Genomic DNA, 17821 nt, shown 5'->3' on the forward strand with positions numbered 1-17821 from the left:
GCCATGGCGCCGCCTGACCTGAACGCGAACGGGTCGCGTGTGGTGCTTTCCGCCCGCGGGTTGCGGCGCGACTTTGCCGGCTTCGTCGCCGTCAAAAATGTCGATCTCGATGTCCGCCATGGCAACATCCATGCGCTGATCGGACCCAACGGCGCCGGAAAGACGACCGTCTTCAATCTGCTCACCAAGTTCATGGCGCCGACCAGCGGCAGGATCGAACTGCTCGGCCACGACATCACCCGAACATCACCGGCCAGGGTTGCGCGGATGGGTCTGGTGCGCTCGTTCCAGATATCGGCGATTTTTCCGCACCTCAGCGTGCTCGACAATGTGCGGGTCGCCCTGCAGCGGCCGGGCAGGCTCAGCGTTCAGTTCTGGCGCTCGCTCGCGGCGCTCGATCGGCTGACGCCGCGCGCCGAGGAACTGCTGCGGTCTGTCGGTCTCGACGACGCCAGGAACAGGCTCGCCGGCGATCTTTCCTATGGCAGGAAACGCGTGCTCGAGATCGCCACGACCCTGGCGCTCGATCCGAAAGTGCTGCTGCTGGACGAGCCGATGGCCGGCATGGGGCACGAGGACGTGGCCACGGTTTCCGACCTCATCCGCTCGGTGGCCAGGGATCGCGCCGTGCTGATGGTCGAGCACAATCTGACTGTTGTGGCCGATCTTTGCGACTGGATAACGGTCATGCAGCGCGGCGAGGTGCTTGCGGCCGGCGACTACGCCACCGTCAGCCGCGACGAACGCGTCAAGGTCGCCTATATGGGCACCGCCGATGACTAGTGCTGCACCTCTGCTTGCAGTCAGCGGTCTCAACGCCTGGTATGGCGAGGGCCATGCGCTGCACGGCGTCGATCTGGAGGTGTTTGCCGGCGAGACGGTCACGCTGCTCGGCCGCAACGGAGTCGGCAAGACGACGACGCTGCGCGCCATCATGGGGCTGATCCGCAAGCGAACCGGCCGGATCACTTTCGATGGCAAGGACCTGATGCGGCTGCCGCTGCACCGCACCGCCCATCAAGGCATCGGCTTCGTGCCGGAGGAACGCGGCATCTTCGCCACGCTGACCGTCGACGAGAATCTGATCCTGCCGCCGGTCGTCGCCGAGGGCGGCATGAGCGTCGAGGAGATATTCGATCTCTTCCCCAATCTGAAGGAGCGCCGCAACAGCCCCGGCACCAGGCTGTCTGGCGGCGAACAGCAGATGCTGGCCATCGCGCGCATGCTGCGAACCGGCGTGAAAATGCTGCTTCTCGACGAGCCGACGGAGGGTCTCGCTCCCGTCATCGTGCAGCGCATCGGCGCGTTGCTGGCGACGTTGAAGAAGCGCGGCATGACGATCCTGCTGGTCGAGCAGAACTTTCGTTTCGCCAGCCGTGTCGCCGACCGTTTCTATCTGATGGAGCACGGCAAGGTCGTGGCGGGGTTTCCGGTCGGCGAGCTGCCGGACCGCATGACGCTGCTGCACGAAGTCCTGGGTGTATGATGGCGCCATGACGATGATCTTCGGAATCCCCGTTCAGGCCTTCCTCGGCCAGTTGCTGGTCGGGCTGATCAACGGCTCGTTCTACGCCATGTTGAGCCTGGGTCTGGCTGTCATATTCGGCCTGCTGCGCGTCATCAATTTCGCCCATGGCGCCCAGTATATGCTCGGCGCCTTCGTCGGTTATCTGCTTCTCACCCATCTCGGCATCGGCTATTGGCCCGCGCTGATCCTTGCGCCGCTGATCGTCGGCATCTTCGGCATCGTGGTCGAGCGCCTGGCGTTGTCGAGGCTGTACGATCTCGATCCGCTCTATGGCCTGCTCTTCACCTTCGGTCTCGCGCTCGTGCTCGAAGGCATATTCCGCTACTACTACGGCGTCTCGGGAAACCCTTACGCCGTGCCGCCGCTGCTTGCCGGAGGCACCAATCTCGGCTTCATGTTTCTGCCCAACTATCGCGGCTGGGTGGTGGTCGCCTCGCTGATCGTCTGCTTCGGAACCTGGGCGCTGATCGAGAAGACCAGGCTCGGCTCCTACTTGCGCGCGGCAACCGAGAACCCCCGTCTCGTCCACGCTTTCGGCGTCAACGTGCCGTTGCTGCTGACCCTGACCTACGGCCTCGGCTCCGCGCTTGCCGGGCTTGCCGGAATTCTGGCCGCGCCAATCTATCAGGTGAGCCCGCTGATGGGTTCGGACCTCATCATCGTCGTCTTCGCGGTCGTCGTGGTCGGCGGCATGGGATCGATCCTAGGCGCGATCGTCACCGGCTACATGCTCGGCCTTGCCGAAGGCCTGACCAAGGTCTTCTACCCCGAGGCCTCCAACCTCGTGGTCTTCGTCATCATGGCCATCGTGCTTTTGGTCCGGCCGGCCGGCCTGTTCGGAAGGGACGCCTGACATGTCGGAAGGGACATCTGGGATGTCGGAACGGACATCTGATATGGCCGACCTGACGCTTCGCGAAACGCAAGCCAGGACCTCGGCACGGCTTGAATGGACGCTGGTCGGGCTAGGCATCCTGGCGCTGCTGGTGGCGCCTTTCCTGGTCTATCCGGTCTTCCTGATGAAGATGCTATGCTTTGCGCTGTTTGCCTGCGCGTTCAATCTTCTGCTTGGCTATACGGGGCTGCTGTCGTTCGGCCATGCCACCTTCTTTGGCGGCGCCGCCTATTTCACCGCGCATGCCGTCAAGGTCTGGGGCTGGCCGCCGGAAGCCGGCATCCTGCTCGGCATGTCGGGCGCGGCCGTGCTCGGTCTTGTCATGGGCTTTTTCGCCATTCGCCGGCAAGGCATCTATTTCGCCATGATCACGCTGGCGCTGTCGCAGATGTTCTTCTTCTTCTGCGTGCAGGCGCCCTTCACCGAAGGCGAGGATGGCATTCAAGGCGTGCCGCGCGGCATGCTGCTCGGCGTCCTCGACCTGAACGTCTCGCTGAACATGTATTATTTCGTGCTTGTCGTGTTCCTGGTCGGCGTCTTCGCCATCTGGCGCATCGTCAATTCGCCCTTCGGCATGATCCTGCGCTCGATCCGGGAAAACGAGAACCGTGCCATTTCGCTGGGCTATTCCGTCGCCAACTACAAGCTCGGCGCCTTCGTCATGTCGGCGGCACTGGCCGGGCTGGCCGGCTCGCTCAAGGCGATCGTTTTCCAGTTCGCCACGCTCACCGACGTCACCTGGCAGATGTCGGGCGAGGTGATCCTGATGACGCTTCTCGGCGGCATCGGCACCATGGTCGGGCCGATCATCGGCGCAAGCCTGGTCATCGGACTGGAAAACACCCTTGCCACCTCGGGTTTTCCGGTGACTATCGCCACCGGGCTGATCTTCATGGTGTGCGTGCTGATCTTCCGGCGCGGCATTGTCGGCGAATTTTATGCGCGGCTTCTCAAGCGGACGGCAAAGGACTGATCAGCTCCAGATCGATCGGACGCGGTGAGCGGACCCGCCCGCACTCGCCACATCATGACGCCGGGCTCCATGGACAACCGCTGGCCTCGCATTCTACAGAGCGGCTGTGGGCACGCGCGACATGAGTCGGACGCGGGCGGTTGTTTCAATCCAAAGGGAAGAGCATGCACATTCGGTCGATGATGATAGGGGCAGCTGCCCTGGTGGCAGTTGGGACGTTCGCTGTGCACGCGCAGGCCGAAGACTTCGAAAACATCGTGCTGTCCGCAAGCAAGGACGCAAAAGAGACTCAGGCGACATTTGCGCCGGATACGGCCAGCATCTTCCTCTCCGCCGATCTGACCGACGCGGTGGCCTCGGGATCGAAGCTCACCGTGAGCTGGATTTCGGTGGATTCGGGCGGTGTCGCGCCGGCGAACTACAAAATCGACGAGGTCAGCTTCGAAATCGGCATGATCGAAAACCATGTCGACTCCTCGGTGACCAAGCCGGATGCAGGCTGGCCGGTAGGCACCTATCAGGTGCAGATCGCCGTTGACGGCACGGTGAAGGAATCGGTCGACTTTTCCGTGAAGTGACCGGGGCGCGCTGCCCCTGCTCCACGAGTAGGGCGTCGCAGCCTGTCACCGACTGTGGCGCGAGAAGAACGCGCCTCGCGGCCAGGCGAAGCGGGTCCGAATATTCTGTGCGGCTTCTTTAGAAAGCTATACACCTCGATCAAATTAATGCGACCGCTTGAGACCTGGGGCAATCGCGACAATCGCCCTATCGGAACGGGTGAGCAGTGCCATGGGCAAATCGTGATGCGCGCATTCTTTCGATTGGTTGCCGTTGTGATCGTGGCGTCCGGCGTAACCGGTTGCACCAGCATTTCCTACTACGCGCAATCCGTGAACGGTCATCTGCAGATCATGACGGCGCGCAAGGATGTCGGAAAACTGATCGAGGATCCGTCGACGCCGAAGGCATTGCGCGCTCGAATGGCATCGGCGAGCGCCATACGACAGTTTGCGACAGATAAACTGGCGCTGCCCGACAACAATAGCTACCGCAGCTATGTTGATATCGGTCGGGACTCGGTGACATGGGCCGTCTTCGCCGCGCCGGAATTCTCGCTGACGCCGCGAACATGGTGTTTTCCCGTTTTCGGCTGCGTGCCCTACCGGGGATATTTCTCCAGGAAGTCTGCGACTGAAACCGCTGTCGAACTTCAAGGACAGGGCATGGACGTCTATGTGACGGGCATCACGGCATATTCCACGCTTGGCTGGTCAAGTGATCCGCTGCTAAGCACGATGCTCGGACAGGATGAAACCTATCTTGCAGGGCTGGTTTTCCATGAACTGGCCCACCAGCGCGTCTACGTGCACGACGATACCGCATTCAATGAGGCGTTCGCTGTCGCCGTCGAAACGACCGGCGTGAAAAAATGGCTGCGCGCCGCTGGCAATACCGCCGCATTGCGCCGCTACGAGGCTGCCCGGAGGCGCAAAGCTGAATTTCTTGCGCTTGTGTCGCAGGCCCGGGACGAGTTGACGCAAGTCTATTCCAACTCCGGCACCTCGGAGCAAAAGCTGGCCGCAAAGACGGCCGCGATTGAACGGCTGCGGATGCGCTACCGACACATGCGCGACAGGCGCTGGGGTCGATACCGGGGATACGATGCCTGGTTCGCTACCCCAATCAACAACGCAAAGCTCGCCGCGACTTCCGTTTATAGCGATCGGGTGACCGCTTTTCTCCACCTGTTCGATCTGTGTTCGGGCGACTATGTCAGGTTCTATGCGTCGGTTCGACAGATTGGCGCACTGGACGAAGCTCACCGCGCCGAAGCACTTGCGGGGGCAGATAGCTGTTACTGAGGCGATTAAATGTGAAGGCCCGAAGCATCACTGTTATGAATTGTTTTGGTGAATGCGCCGGTTATGCACTCGGCAGCCGATGGAAGACCGTGAAACGGTGAACTGCTCTAGTCCGAAAACCTCACGCTGACGCCGCGCTGCCGAAAATAAGCCTGCATCAACTTGCGGCCCGAGCGGTTGTTCTGCGCCAACTTGGTCGGATCGAACACCGCCTGTTTTATCCCCTCTCGTGTCAGCGCGGCCTTAAGCGTCGCGATATGTGCGTCGATGTCGGCATTGTCCGCTCGGAGCGAGGCATAGATGTTTTCAGTCGCCTCGGCCACGGTCATTTCGCTCATCGGTGTCGTCCCTTGGTTGGTTTGGGCGGCGCTTAGCACAGATTCGCGGTTCCGCCGATACCGATAAGACCCGGCAGTACACAGCGCCCGTCGCGAAAGCGAACCGTTCCCTATGGGGCTTCGTAGAGTTCCAGCGGCAATCCATCCGGATCCCTGAAAAAGGTAAACCGTTGGTCTGTATATGGGTCGATCCGGATTGGCTCAACGGCAACGCCTGCGGCTTCCAGGCGCATGATTACGGGATCAAGGCTCGCCACGGCAAATGCCAGATGTCTCAGGCCTGTCGCCTCTGGATGGGACGGCCGCATCGCTGGTGCAGGGAAGGAGAACAATTCCAGTTGGACCGACCCGATCCGCAGATCCGCCTTCCATGACTGCCGCTCTTCCCGATAGACCTCCCGGATCAGATCGAGGCCTAGGAGTTCGACGTAGAACCGTCGCGACCGGTCGTAGTCGGTGCAGATCAGCGCGACGTGGTGAATGGCGTTCAGCATGCTACTCCAAGCCCGCCCTCACCCATAACACCCGCGCTCCACCGCCAGCCGCCGCACCAGTGCCAGCACGGCATCGATGGTGGGGGTTGGCTTGTCCGTTAGCCGGCCAAGTTCCTGGACTGCGGCCACCAGCGCGTCGATCTCCATCGGCCGGCCGCGCTCGAGATCCTGCAGCATCGAGGTCTTGTGCTCACCGACATCGCCTGCGCCCTTGATGCGCCGGTCGACCGCTATGGGAAAACGCACGCCTAGGCTTTCGCCAATCGCCTGCGCCTCCAGCATCATGGTGCGGGCCAGCGTGCGGGTGCCATCGTCGGCAACGATCGCCGCCAGCGTGCTGCCGGTCAGCGCGGAGATCGGGTTGAAGGAAAGATTGCCCCACAGCTTGACCCAGATCTCGCTGCGTATGTCGTCGCGCACCGGCACCTGCAGGCCGGCCTTGACCATTTCCTCGGCCAGAAGTGTAACCCGTTCGCTGCGCTCGCCGGAGAGTTCGCCGAGCGAGAAGCGCTTGCCCTCGACATGACGGATGAGCCCGGGCGCATCGACTTCGACGGCGGGATAGACGACCGAGCCGATGACGCGCTCCGGCCCGATCCGCTGCCAGATCGCGCCGCCCGGATCGACCGCGCTCAGCCTGGTGCCTTCGAGCGGCCCGCCAACGCCATGGAAGTACCACCACGGCACGCCGTTCTGCATGGTGACGACCGATGTGTGGTCCCCAAGCAGCGGCGCGATCTGGTCGAGGGCTGACGTGAGGGAGTGAGCCTTCAGCGCCAGCACGACATAGTCCTGGGCGCCAAGTTCCTCTGCCTTGGCGGCGGCCCGGACGGGGACCGAAATTTCCCGGCCATCCTCGATCAGGCGCAGGCCATTTGCCTTGATCGCTTCCAGATGGGCGCCGCGCGCGACGATCGAAAGATCGGTCCGCCCAGCCATGGCAAGCTTGGCCGCGAGATAGCCGCCGATCGCGCCGGCGCCGAAGATGGTGATCTTCATCGTCAAAGCCCGAGTTTGGCGGCGAGGCCGATGCGCTGCAATTTGCCGGTCGCGCCCTTGGGGATCTCGTCCAGGATCAGGATTTTGCGCGGCACCTTGAAATCGGCAAGCCGCGTCCCGGCATAGGTGCGGATGTCGCCCTCGGTGGCACTAATGCCGTCGCGCAGCACAACCGCTGCCGCCACCTCCTCGCCAAGCTTGTCATGCGGCATGGCGAAGGTGACGACCTGCGCCACCGCCGGATGGTCCATCAGCACATCGTCGACCTCGAGCGGCGAGATCTTTTCGCCACCGCGATTGATGATCTCCTTGAGCCGTCCGGTGACCCTGAGATAGCCGTCCTCGTCCAGCATGCCCTGGTCGCCGGTGTGGAACCAGCCATGTGCGAACGCCGTGGCGTTGGCATCCGGGTTCTTCTCGTAGCCATCAGTCACATTGGGGCCGCGAATGACGATCTCGCCGGTCTCGCCGGCTTTGAGCAGCCGCCCGTCGGGCGCCATCACAGCCACGTCCGGCCCGGCGGAGGCACCGACGCTGCCCGGCTTGCGCTGGCCCGGCGGCAGCCGGTTCGACGCCATCTGGTGCGCGGCCTCGGTCATCCCGTAGGATTCGATCACCGGGCAGCCAAAGGTCGCTTCCAGTTCGGCCATCACTTGCGCCGGCAGCGACGCCGAGGACGAACGGATGAAGCGCAGACGCGCCGCTGCCAGCACCTCGGCATTGCGCGCTGCGCGCGGCAGGATCGCCTGATGCATGGTCGGCACCGCCGTGTACCAGCTCGGCCGCGCCTCGCCCAGCCACTGGAAGAAGCGCAGCGCGTTGAAGCCGGGCGTGCAGTAGATGCTGCCGCCTGATGCCAACGACGACAGCACGGCCGCGATCAGGCCGTGAATGTGGAACAGCGGCATGATGTTGAGGCAACGGTCATCGGCCGTCAGGCCAAGCGTCGCGCCGATATGGGCGGCCGAGGCCGCGATGTTGGCATGGCTGAGCGGCACCAGTTTTGGACGCGATGTTGTGCCGGAGGTATGCAACAGCAGCGCGATGTCATCATCCCGCGCCATGTCGGGCGCTGCCGGCGGTCCGATCGCTAGGCCCTCGATGGCAAAACTGCCGGCGGGTGTGTCGGGCTGCACGACAAGCCGCAGCACGCCGATGCCGAGGCGTTCGGCCACCGTCACCGCCGGTCCGGTCTCGCCCTCCGCGACTAGGATCGCCTTGGCGCCGATGTCGGTCAGGTAGAAATCAAGCTCGTCGGCCCGGTAGGCGGGATTGAGTGGCGCCGTCGAGGCGGCGGCCGCCACGGCGACGAAGGCGGTGGCCATCTCCGGCCCGTTCGGCAACACGATCGCCACCCTGTCGCCCCGGCCGATGCCGCGCGCATGCAGCTGTTTCGCTGTGTCGGCGATCAGGTCGCGCAAACCGCCATGGGTGAGCGTCGCCCTGTCGGGGGCCAGGATCGCGGGCGCATCATCGGTGCCGGCGGCGAGACGACGGGAGAGGTCTTTGGGATTTGCAATATTGGCCATGATCACCGGTTGGATTCCGAACGAGTATTGGCGGGAGCCTCGCTAACGGGCTTGCCTCGATATGGATACGCCATTGGACAACGGATCGCCTCAGTAGCCAAGCGCCAAACCATCCTTGCGCGGATCGGAGGCGCCGGTCAGCGTCCCTTTCTCCCAGTCGATCAGCACCACCTGTCCGCCGCCAAGCGGATGATGCGGTTCGGTGATGCGGTGGCCGCGCCGGCGCAGACCGTCGATCGCCTCGGCGGGCACGCTGCGTTCGGCCTCCACTGTATCATCATTGTAGAACACCCGCGGGGCATCCAGCGCCTGCTGCGGGTCCATGCCGAAGTCGAGCATGTTGGTGAGCAGGTGGACATGCCCGAACGGCTGGTAGCCGCCACCCATGACGCCGAACGGCATCACGACATGGCCGTTCTTCGTCGCCATGCCGGGCATGATCGTGTGCATCGGCCGCTTGCCGGGCGCGATCGCGTTCGGGTGCGCCGGGTCGAGGCGGAAGCTCGAGCCGCGGTTCTGCAGCACGATGCCGGTCTTCGGGCTGACCACGCCGCTGCCGAACGAATAGTAGGTCGAGTTGATGAACGAGACGGCGTTGCGGTCGCGGTCGACGATGGAGATGTAGACCGTGTCGCTGCCGGGCAGGTCCACACGCGGCAGATGCGTCATGGCGCGGTCGCGGTCGATCTCGGCGCGCAGCCGGTCGGCATAGGCGCTGGAGAGAAGCTCTTTCACCGGCACCGGGACATGATCCTGGTCGCCGACGTAGCGGTCACGGTCGCGGTAAGCCAGCCGCCCTGCCTCGATCTCCAGATGCAGGCGCTCGGCGCCATTGGGGTCCAGCCCGCCAAGCTTGAAACCCGACAGCAAATTCAGCATCAAAAGCGCCGTCAGCCCCTGATTGTTCGGTGGCATCTGGTGGATGTCATGACCGCCATAGGAGGTGCTGACCGGCGTCACATAGTCGCCTCTGGTTGCCGCAAAATCCTCGGCCGAATGGAGCCCGCCCAATTCGTTGAGCCGGCGCACGATATCGTCGGCGACGGCACCTTCGTAGAATCCGGCGCGGCCATGCGTGGCGATGATGCGCAAGGTGGCCGCCAGTTCCGGCTGACGGTGGACGTCGCCGGCCTTCGGCGCTTTGCCGCCCGGCAGGAAGATGCGAGCTGCATGCTCGTCGGCCGACAGGTCGGTCTCCGGCTCGGCCCAGTCGAAGGCGACGCGGTCATGCACGACATAGCCGTTTTCGGCATAATGGATGGCCGGCGCCAGCGCTTCGGCAAGGCCCTTGCGGCCATGGTCTTCGAGCAGGCGGCTCCAGGCATCGACGGCGCCCGGCACGGTCACCGCGTGCGGGCCCTGCAGCGGGATGCGGTCGAAGCCTTTTTCCAGATACCAGTCGACTGTCGCCTTGGCTGGCGCCCGGCCTGAACCATTGAAGGCCAGCACATTGCCTTGCCCTGCCGGGCTATAGAGCACGAAGCAATCGCCGCCGATGCCGGTCGACTGCGGTTCGACCACCGCCTGCACCGCGGCGGCGCAGACGGCGGCATCCATGGCATTGCCGCCGGAGCGCAGCATCTCGATGGCGGCAAGGGTTGCAAGCGGATGTGACGTAGCGGCAACCGCCTCAGTGGCACGAACCGGCGAGCGGCCGGGAAACTGGAAATCACGCATTCTGTCTGGATATCCCCTAGTCACTTCTGCAAATTGGTCACTTCTGCGAATTGGTCATCTGAATCAATGCCGCCGCCCGAAGATCTGCGCAACCGACAACAGCACGACCGAGAGCACGATCAGGCAGGTCGAGATGGCGGCGATCGTCGGGTCGATCTGGTCGCGCAGCGCATTGAACATGCGGCGCGTCAATGTCGTCGTCTCGCCGCCTGAGATGAACAGCGAAACCACCACTTCGTCGAAGGAGGTGATGAAGGCAAACAGCGCGCCAGAGACGATCGAGAAGCGGATCTGCGGCATGGTCACCTGCCAGAACGCGGCGACACGTCCGGCGCCAAGACTGCGCGCCACCCGTTCCTGGTTCATGTCGTAGGAGCGCAGTCCCGACAGCACGGTCAGCACCACCAGCGGCAAGGCCTGCACCGTATGCGCGATGACCAGCCCGGTCAGCGTGTTGTTGAGCCCGATCCGCGCATAGAGGAAGAAGGTGCCGATGCCGATCAGGATCACCGGCACGATCAGCGACGCCGTCAGCAGCGCATTGATGGTGCCGTTGAAGCGCAGCGTGCCCCTGTTGATCGCGTAGGCTGCGGCGGTGCCGAGCTGTGTCGCGACGAGGACGGTCATGACAGCCACCTTGACCGAAACGATGGTCGCGTCTCGCCACTCCAGCGACTGGAAATAGGTCTGGTACCAGCGCAGCGACCATTGCTGCGGCGGGAATTGCAGCAGCGTCGAATCCGAAAACGACATGACGACGATGATGACCGACGGCGCGATCAGGAACAACAGCACGAGACCGCCGAGGCAGTAGAGCCACAGGCGTTGCCGGTGCGAAATAGGCAGGCCGATGTCCTCGCTCATCGTGAACTCCACACACCGGTGGCGCGCGCACCGAGCAGCCACTGGAACAGGCCGAGAAGCGCCAGTGTAACCACCAGCAGCACCACGCCGAGCGCGGCACCCGCCCCCCAGTTGGAATAGAGGCTGGTGGTCTGCTCCATGCGCATGGCCCACATGACCACCTTGCCGCCGCCCATCAGCGCAGGGGTGACGAAGAAGCCCAGGCACAGCACGAAAACGATGACCACGCCTGAGGCGAGCCCCGGAAGCGACAGCGGAAAGAAGATCTGCCGGAAGGTGGCGACCGGACCCGCGCCGAGGTTCATGCCGGCGCGCAGGCAATCGGTGTCGATCGTCTTCATCGAGGCGTAGAGCGGCAGCACCAGGAACGGCAGCAAGATGTGCGTCATGCCGATGACGACGCCCGACAGATTGTTGGCGAGCGACAGCGGCTGGCTGATGACGCCGAGGTCGATCAGCCAGCTGTTGATCAGCCCCTTGCGCTGCAGGATCACCAGCCAGGCATAGGTGCGCACCAGAACCGACGTCCAGAACGGCAGGATGACGAAGATCAGGCAGATCGACGCCGCCCGGCGCGGCAGTTGCGACAGCATGTAGGCCAGGGGATAGCCAAGCAGGACACAGGCGCCGGTGACGATGAAGGCGACCTTGAAGGTGGTGACGAAGGTCTTGATGTAGGAGGCCTGTTCGAAGAAGCGCGCATAATTGGCGGCGCTCAGCGCGCCGGCCTCGTCGAACAGCGACAGCCAGAACAACCAGCCGATCGGCACGATGATGATGGCAAAGACGAGGAGCAGGCTCGGCGACAGCAGCGCCATCAGCCGCAACGACTCGCGCCGTGCATCAGTGCGTAGCGCCTGCGTGTTCAACTCCCGGCCCGTACGGCTGCAAGTCTCTTCAATGAGAGTGGATTGCGCGCTCATCAGTCCGCCGCCACCAGGATCGTGTCCTGTGCATCGAGGCCGAGCCTGACCGGCTGGCCGGGAGCCGGCATTTTGGCCAGCACGTCGCTGCGGCAATAGTCGCGCAATGTCAGCTGGCGGCCGTCGCGCAGCATTGCGTAGCAGACGAAGCTGTCACCCTGGTAGATGATGTCGCTGAGCGTCGCATCGAGCACGTTGACGCCGTTTGCCGGTTCGGCATTTGCCAGCAGTCGCAGCTTTTCCGGCCGCACCACCATCAAGTGCTGGCCCGATGCAGGCGCCGGCGCTGCGGTGTGGATTCGTCTGTCCTCGTACCAGACCGACCCATTACGACACTCGACCGGAATGAAATTCGATTCGCCTATGAAGCCGGCTACGAACCGCGTCTGCGGCGTGGCGTAGAGGGTTTCGGGCCGGTCGAGCTGTTCGATGCGGCCGGCATTCATGACGGCAATGCGGTCCGACATGGTGATCGCTTCGCGCTGGTCGTGCGTGACATAGACCGTGGTCATGCCAAGCCGGCGATGCAGGCTGCGCAGCTCGATCTGCATATGCTCGCGCAGGCCCTTGTCGAGCGCCGACAGGGGTTCGTCCATCAGCACGATGCGCGGCTCGAACACGATGGCGCGCGCCAGCGCCACGCGCTGGCGCTGGCCGCCGGAAAGCTGGTCGACACGGCGCTCGCCCAGGCCCTGCAATTTCACCAGATCGAGCGCCTTTTCCACGCGCTCGGCCGTCTCTGCGGCAGCGACGCCGCGCTGCTTCAGCGGAAAGGCGATGTTGTGGAAGACGTTCATATGCGGAAACAGCGCGTAGTTCTGGAACACCATGCCGATGTTGCGCTTGTGCGGCGGCGTGGTGATGATCTCCTCGTCGCCGACCCTGATCGAGCCGGCATTGGCCCGCACAAAGCCGGCCAGGATCATCAGCAGCGTCGTCTTTCCGGAGCCGGAAGGCCCGAGCAGCGTCAGGAATTCGCCGGCCTCGACATCGAGGTTCAGGTCGCGCAGCACCGGCACGCTGCCAAATCGTTTCTCGATCCGGCGCATGCTGATCGGCAGCGCGGATGGCGCAATGGACAAGATCATCGTCTCCTAAGGGCTGAGGCGGCAGAAGCAGGGCGAAACGCCGCCCTGCCGTGGTTTGGGTTGCGGCCGCGGCCTATTGCTGGATCAGATTGTTGAATTTTTCCGTCGCCTCGACCAGATTGTCGCGCCAGAACTCGGGATCCTGCAGCACCTGCTTCTTGACGTTTTCGGGCGACGAATTGATGTCCTTGATCCGGTCCGGCGGGATCTTGCCGGTCTCGAAGGCCTTTTCATTCGCTGGCCCATTGTCGACATAGAGCGGCAGATTGGCCTGCAATTGCGGGCTGACGAACATCGCCAGCGCCTTCATGGCCGCCTCCTTGTTCTTGGCGCCTTTGGGAATGACCATGCAGTCGGCGGTCAGCACACCCTGGTCGAAGGAGAAGCTGATCGGCGCGCCTTCCTTCTTCAAGGTGCCGGCGCGGCCGTTCCAGATGCTCGCCATGTCGACTTCGCCGTCCTTGACCAGCTGCATGGCCTGGGCGCCGGAGGTCCACCAGGCGTCGACATGGCCGCGGATCTTGTCGACCGATTTCACCGCGCCGTCGATATCGACCGGATAGACCTTGTCGATCGGAATGCCCTCGGCAAGTGCGGCAACGCTCAGCGTTTCCGTGGCCTGGCTGCCGCTCAGCGCGCGCCGTCCCGGGAATTTCTCGACGTTCCAGAAATCGGCCCATGTCTTCGGCCCTTTGTCGCCGAAAACATCGGTCCGGTAGATGAGCACGACCGACGTGTAGGAAATGCCGACCCAGTCGTCATGAACCAGCTTTGGGTTGATGCCGCTCTTGTCGATGATGCCGTAATCGAGCTTCTCGAACAGGCCTTCCTTCGAACCGCGCGCGCATTCGTCGGCGCCCAATTCCGTGATATCCCATTTCACCGCATTGCCGGTCACTTGCAGCCGCACGTCGTCGAGGCCGTTGGTGGTGTCTTCCTTGATGGTGATGCCGAGCGCATCGGCGGTCGGCTTGAAGAACGCCTTGGTCTGCGCCTCCTGATAGGTGCCGCCCCATGAGGCGACGGTGATGGTGTCGCCCGCCATTGCGGGGGCAGCGAGCGAGGCCATGAGGCTCGCCATCGCAACAAAGCTAACGCTTTTGGTTCTGTTCATGTTTCGGCTCTCCAACCGGTGTTCCCATTTGTTTTTGATTTCGCATGCTATCTTGTATACAATTTTGAGTGTAGCCTAGCAGTCGATCTTGTCAACACTGACCGGCGCGATCGCATGAACGCGTTTCGTGCCGGACAAAGTGGAGGGGGACGGGCCTCGCCGGGCGTGGCAAATTACGCCGACTGCGGCTACAGCTATGCGTGTTCCGGCTGAAAGACCGGAGAAGTGGGAAGGGAATCTTGGCCAAGGAAACCAAAGATACGTTGCGCGACTCGGTCTATTCCTCGCTCAAGGCGATGATCGTGACCGGCCAGATTCCGCCGGGCTCGCGCGTCACCGAAAACGACATCGCCGTGAAGCTCAGTGTCAGCCGCACGCCGGTGCGCGAGGCCTTCAACCGCCTCGAGCGCGATGGGCTGGTCACCGGCAGGCCGCGCCAGGGCTATGTCGTCACGGAATTCGACATCAACATGTTCCGCGAGGCCTTCGAGATCCGCGAGCTGCTAGATGGCCATGCGACGGAACTGGCAGCAACCGCTGCTACGGAACAGGACAAGGCGCGGCTGCGCGCCATGCTGGCCGAATGCGAGCGCCTCGCCGCCATTCCGGAACGCACCAACAGGGAAAAATTCCAGGAGCTGGAAGTCGGCATCGACCTGCATCGTGTCATCGCCGAAATCAGCGGCAATGTGATGCTGCACGGCATGCTGTGCGGCATCCTCGATAAGTGCCAGCATTATGTCTGGACCGAGCTGCTGTGGCTGGACGAATGGAAGATTGCCCGCGACGAGCATGCCGAAATCGTCGACGCCATCTGCGCCGGCGACGCCAGCCGCGCCGGCACCCTGGCCCGTGCCCATGTGCGCGGATCGCGCGACAATGTGCTGCGCTTGCTGCAGGCCAAGTCGGACTATCGGAATTTTCTCGCCAAGGCGTCGTGACATTGGGGCGTTCGCGGCATTCCGTATCGCTGCACGAGGCAAATAAGTCGCACGCCGGTACGATCGCCCATTCTCATTCCACCTTTTGCCGAAACTTGGAATGGCAGCTTGAGCAATCCTGGAGGATAAGATGCAGGAGATGCTCCGCTGGCAATCTGGTCGGATCCGCTTGCGTTGCCTTCAGCCGCTTGCCGAGCAGACTGCCCCCGTCCATTGACGTCATTGCGCCCATGCGCATGTCGCCGGTGATCTGGGCAGGCGCTGCTTCGGCCTTGGCTGCCAATGCACCGGCGAGCCCGCCAATGTGGTTGGCGAGTGCCTCGAATTCTGACCGCGCCTGGTCGATTTCCGTTTTGGCGCCCGACGGCGCGCCCAGCGTGCTCGCCGGGAATTCGGCCATCAGGGCGGGGCCGGTACGGGCGCCGAGCGCCTCGGCCGCCGCCTTGAAGCCGGCAGCGTCATAAGCGCGCTTGCCGTCGAACATCTCCGCGATGGTTTTCGCCGCCGCCGCCATCGCCTTCATCGAAGCCTGCCGTTCGGCCACGATCCCGTCACCCGAGGCGACGGCCTGCGGCGAGGAGAGGCTCAGCGAACTGACCAGCGCCAGTATCACCGTCCTGGACGCGATGCCGGCCTTCATGACATGACGTCGAGCATGCCCATCATGCCGAGCTGCTCGTGCTCGAGGATGTGGCAGTGATACATGCGCCGCCCCGGCCTATCGTGGCACAGCAGGAGCCGCACCGTCTCGCCGCGCGCGACGTTCACCGTGTCCTTCCAAGCGAGATAGGGCGGCTTGGACACCGCGCCGGCACGCTCGTGCTCGATGACCTGGAATTGTGTGCCGTGGACGTGGAAGGGATGGTCCATGTCAGCCTGGTTGACGATCTCCCACAGCTCGGTCTCGCCGGCCCTGGCGACGAAGTCGACGCGTCCCATGTCGAAGGGCTTGCCGTTGATCAGGAAGCTCATCTCCATGCCGGTGGGATTCATCGCCATGGTTTCCGTCAAGACGAGCCGCCGGCTGACGATAGGGGCGGCGAGCGGTGAGATCGGCCGCAGCCTCGCCGGCAGCTGCCGCACCCCCTCGGCTTCGGTTTCCGAGACATCGACCGTCAGCAGCGTCAGCCCTGCATCGGCCGGGCGGCCGGGGCCCATCCAGCCACGGTCGTAGTCGAGCGTATACAAGGTAATGGGACCGGGCCTGTCGAAGGATGCCACCAGCTCGATGCGCTCGCCCGGACTGAGCAGGATCTCATCCGCCGCCACCGGCGCCGCGAGCAGCCCGCCATCCGTCCCGATGACGGTCATCGCTGCGCCGTCGAAGGCGAGCCTTAGAAAGCGTGCATTGGTGGCGTTGTAGAGGCGTAGGCGTCGCTTGACGCCTTTTGCCACCGAGAGCCTGGGGTTTTTCTGACCGTTGACCAGCACGTGGTCACCAACACGGCCGTTCATCAGATCGCTCGTGCTGTTGCCCGGTATCGAGCCATCGGCGGCAAGTCTAAGGTCGGTGAACATCAGCACAGTGTCGCCATATTCGGCCGGGACGGGATCGGCTTTGGCCTTGACGACGAAGGCGCCGGCAAGCCCGCGATAGACCTGCTCTGCCGTCCTGCCGTGCGGGTGCGGGTGATACCAATAGGAGCCCGCGGAGCCTTCCGGCAGCTCGAAGGTGTAGACGCGCTCGGTGCCCTCCGCAACCGGGTCCATCGGATTGCCATCCTGGTCGGCGGGCACCGGCATGCCGTGCCAGTGGATGGTGCTCGCCTTGTTATCGATGCGGTTGGCAAACACGATCTCGACACGATCGCCCTCGAAAGCCTCGATCAGCGGCCCCGGGCTCATGCCGTTATAGGCAAGGATCGGAGTGTCGCGCCCCTCGGCGAACCTGGCGATGGCAGGTTCCGCCGTCAGCCTCGCCTTGAACAGACCTGGCCGGCCGGCTTCGTTGGCGAGCACCGGCAGGTCGCGCAAAGCCTGGCCGTCGGGCAGGGTGACCGCGTCTTGCCCCATCGCGGCCATGTCGTGGCCGGCATGGCCGCCCATATCCCTGCCGGGCATGGACATATCGTCCATCTTCGTCTGCGCCAGCACGCGTGGGCTCGTCAGAACCGTCGCCAGGCCTGCCGCCAGAAATCGGCGTCGATGCATTTCTTCGCTCCTTGCTTCCCGATGAAAGGCCCGCCGGAAGGCCTCGCGCGACCCTAAGGGTTCCAGTGGCTGGAAGGTCAAGCGAGATAGTCGACACGTACGGGATCGTATCGGCCGCGACCGCGTTCATTCGCAGTTGGCACAACTTTCCATACGAGCCGCGCTACGCGCGAAGTAGTGTGAATCTGAACCCGCTATTCCGATAGTGAATGACCTGTCGTTCCGGCGAAGCGCCTTTGAGCCTTCAGCCTTTGCGCTCCTGAAGGCTGTTGCCGCCATCGACCACCAGCAGGCCAACGATGCGCAACCTTTCTGGATTTGAGCGAGCCGACCCTTTGGGCGATGCGAACTGGGCACCGATCGTTGTTGTGGGCAAGGGTGATCGAATGGTACCGAGCGGTGCGGATCGCCAACATCGTTAACTTAGCGATGGAGAGCTCAAAGG

At 63.4% G+C, this 17821-nt stretch carries 18 protein-coding genes; 7 read left to right on the forward strand and 11 right to left on the reverse strand.

Features of this window, described 5'->3' with window-relative positions:
• The first annotated feature begins 3 nt into the window (after positions 1-3).
• The 6 genes from NKI38_RS24305 to NKI38_RS24330 all read left to right on the forward strand — a co-directional run bounded on the left by NKI38_RS24305 (position 4) and on the right by NKI38_RS24330 (position 5258).
• Positions 4-783 (forward strand): ABC transporter ATP-binding protein, encoded by a 780-nt coding sequence (locus NKI38_RS24305; protein WP_352661695.1) that lies wholly within the window; start codon positions 4-6, stop codon positions 781-783.
• Positions 776-1486, forward strand: a complete 711-nt coding sequence (locus NKI38_RS24310; protein ID WP_352661698.1) for an ABC transporter ATP-binding protein — start codon at positions 776-778, stop codon at positions 1484-1486. Before NKI38_RS24305 ends, NKI38_RS24310 begins: the two co-directional genes overlap by 8 nt.
• A gap of 7 nt (positions 1487-1493) precedes the next feature.
• Positions 1494-2381: a branched-chain amino acid ABC transporter permease gene (locus NKI38_RS24315; RefSeq protein WP_352661701.1), complete on the forward strand. Its 888-nt coding sequence runs from the start codon at positions 1494-1496 to the stop codon at positions 2379-2381.
• 43 nt (positions 2382-2424) lie between these two features.
• Positions 2425-3396 (forward strand): branched-chain amino acid ABC transporter permease, encoded by a 972-nt coding sequence (locus NKI38_RS24320; RefSeq protein ID WP_352661704.1) that lies wholly within the window; start codon positions 2425-2427, stop codon positions 3394-3396.
• Positions 3397-3560: 164 nt separating this feature from the next.
• Positions 3561-3974: a hypothetical protein gene (locus tag NKI38_RS24325; protein WP_352661707.1), complete on the forward strand. Its 414-nt coding sequence runs from the start codon at positions 3561-3563 to the stop codon at positions 3972-3974.
• Positions 3975-4199: 225 nt separating this feature from the next.
• The gene (locus NKI38_RS24330) at positions 4200-5258 is read left to right on the forward strand and encodes an aminopeptidase (protein WP_352661710.1); all 1059 of its coding nucleotides are present in this window, start codon (positions 4200-4202) and stop codon (positions 5256-5258) included.
• Positions 5259-5365: 107 nt separating this feature from the next.
• Here NKI38_RS24330 and NKI38_RS24335 read toward each other — a convergent pair whose 3' ends face one another.
• The 9 genes from NKI38_RS24335 to NKI38_RS24375 form a co-directional block, all read right to left on the reverse strand.
• Positions 5366-5596 carry a hypothetical protein gene (locus tag NKI38_RS24335; RefSeq protein WP_352661713.1) on the reverse strand — a complete coding sequence of 77 codons (231 nt, stop codon included), beginning with the start codon at positions 5594-5596 and terminating at the stop codon, positions 5366-5368.
• 110 nt (positions 5597-5706) lie between these two features.
• Positions 5707-6090 carry an SMU1112c/YaeR family gloxylase I-like metalloprotein gene (gloA2, locus tag NKI38_RS24340; RefSeq protein ID WP_352661716.1) on the reverse strand — a complete coding sequence of 128 codons (384 nt, stop codon included), beginning with the start codon at positions 6088-6090 and terminating at the stop codon, positions 5707-5709.
• Between the two features lie 18 nt (positions 6091-6108).
• Positions 6109-7089, reverse strand: coding sequence for a 2-dehydropantoate 2-reductase (locus NKI38_RS24345; RefSeq protein WP_352661719.1), 981 nt, complete (start codon positions 7087-7089; stop codon positions 6109-6111).
• A 2-nt stretch (positions 7090-7091) separates the two neighbouring features.
• Positions 7092-8618 (reverse strand): acyl--CoA ligase, encoded by a 1527-nt coding sequence (locus tag NKI38_RS24350; protein ID WP_352661722.1) that lies wholly within the window; start codon positions 8616-8618, stop codon positions 7092-7094.
• A gap of 90 nt (positions 8619-8708) precedes the next feature.
• The gene (ggt, locus tag NKI38_RS24355; protein ID WP_352661725.1) at positions 8709-10295 is read right to left on the reverse strand and encodes a gamma-glutamyltransferase; all 1587 of its coding nucleotides are present in this window, start codon (positions 10293-10295) and stop codon (positions 8709-8711) included.
• Between the two features lie 63 nt (positions 10296-10358).
• A complete protein-coding gene (locus NKI38_RS24360; protein ID WP_352661728.1) occupies positions 10359-11159 on the reverse strand; it encodes an ABC transporter permease in 801 nt (266 codons plus the stop codon).
• Positions 11156-12082: an ABC transporter permease gene (locus tag NKI38_RS24365; protein WP_352661731.1), complete on the reverse strand. Its 927-nt coding sequence runs from the start codon at positions 12080-12082 to the stop codon at positions 11156-11158. The genes NKI38_RS24360 and NKI38_RS24365 overlap by 4 nt, the downstream gene beginning before the upstream one ends.
• Positions 12082-13164: an ABC transporter ATP-binding protein gene (locus NKI38_RS24370; RefSeq protein WP_352661811.1), complete on the reverse strand. Its 1083-nt coding sequence runs from the start codon at positions 13162-13164 to the stop codon at positions 12082-12084. Before NKI38_RS24370 ends, NKI38_RS24365 begins: the two co-directional genes overlap by 1 nt.
• 79 nt (positions 13165-13243) lie before the next feature.
• The gene (locus NKI38_RS24375) at positions 13244-14284 is read right to left on the reverse strand and encodes an ABC transporter substrate-binding protein (protein ID WP_352661734.1); all 1041 of its coding nucleotides are present in this window, start codon (positions 14282-14284) and stop codon (positions 13244-13246) included.
• A 239-nt stretch (positions 14285-14523) separates the two neighbouring features.
• On the opposite strand from NKI38_RS24375, the gene NKI38_RS24380 reads away from it, so the two are divergent.
• Positions 14524-15225, forward strand: coding sequence for a GntR family transcriptional regulator (locus tag NKI38_RS24380; protein ID WP_352661737.1), 702 nt, complete (start codon positions 14524-14526; stop codon positions 15223-15225).
• A gap of 73 nt (positions 15226-15298) precedes the next feature.
• On the opposite strand, the gene NKI38_RS24385 is transcribed toward NKI38_RS24380, so the two are convergent.
• Positions 15299-15865: a cytochrome c gene (locus NKI38_RS24385; RefSeq protein ID WP_352661740.1), complete on the reverse strand. Its 567-nt coding sequence runs from the start codon at positions 15863-15865 to the stop codon at positions 15299-15301.
• The gene (locus NKI38_RS24390; RefSeq protein WP_352661743.1) at positions 15862-17376 is read right to left on the reverse strand and encodes a multicopper oxidase family protein; all 1515 of its coding nucleotides are present in this window, start codon (positions 17374-17376) and stop codon (positions 15862-15864) included. The genes NKI38_RS24385 and NKI38_RS24390 overlap by 4 nt, the downstream gene beginning before the upstream one ends.
• Positions 17377-17821: the final 445 nt, after the last annotated feature.

Source organism: Mesorhizobium sp. M0621 (genome assembly GCF_040320745.1).
Lineage (GTDB): Bacteria > Pseudomonadota > Alphaproteobacteria > Rhizobiales > Rhizobiaceae > Mesorhizobium.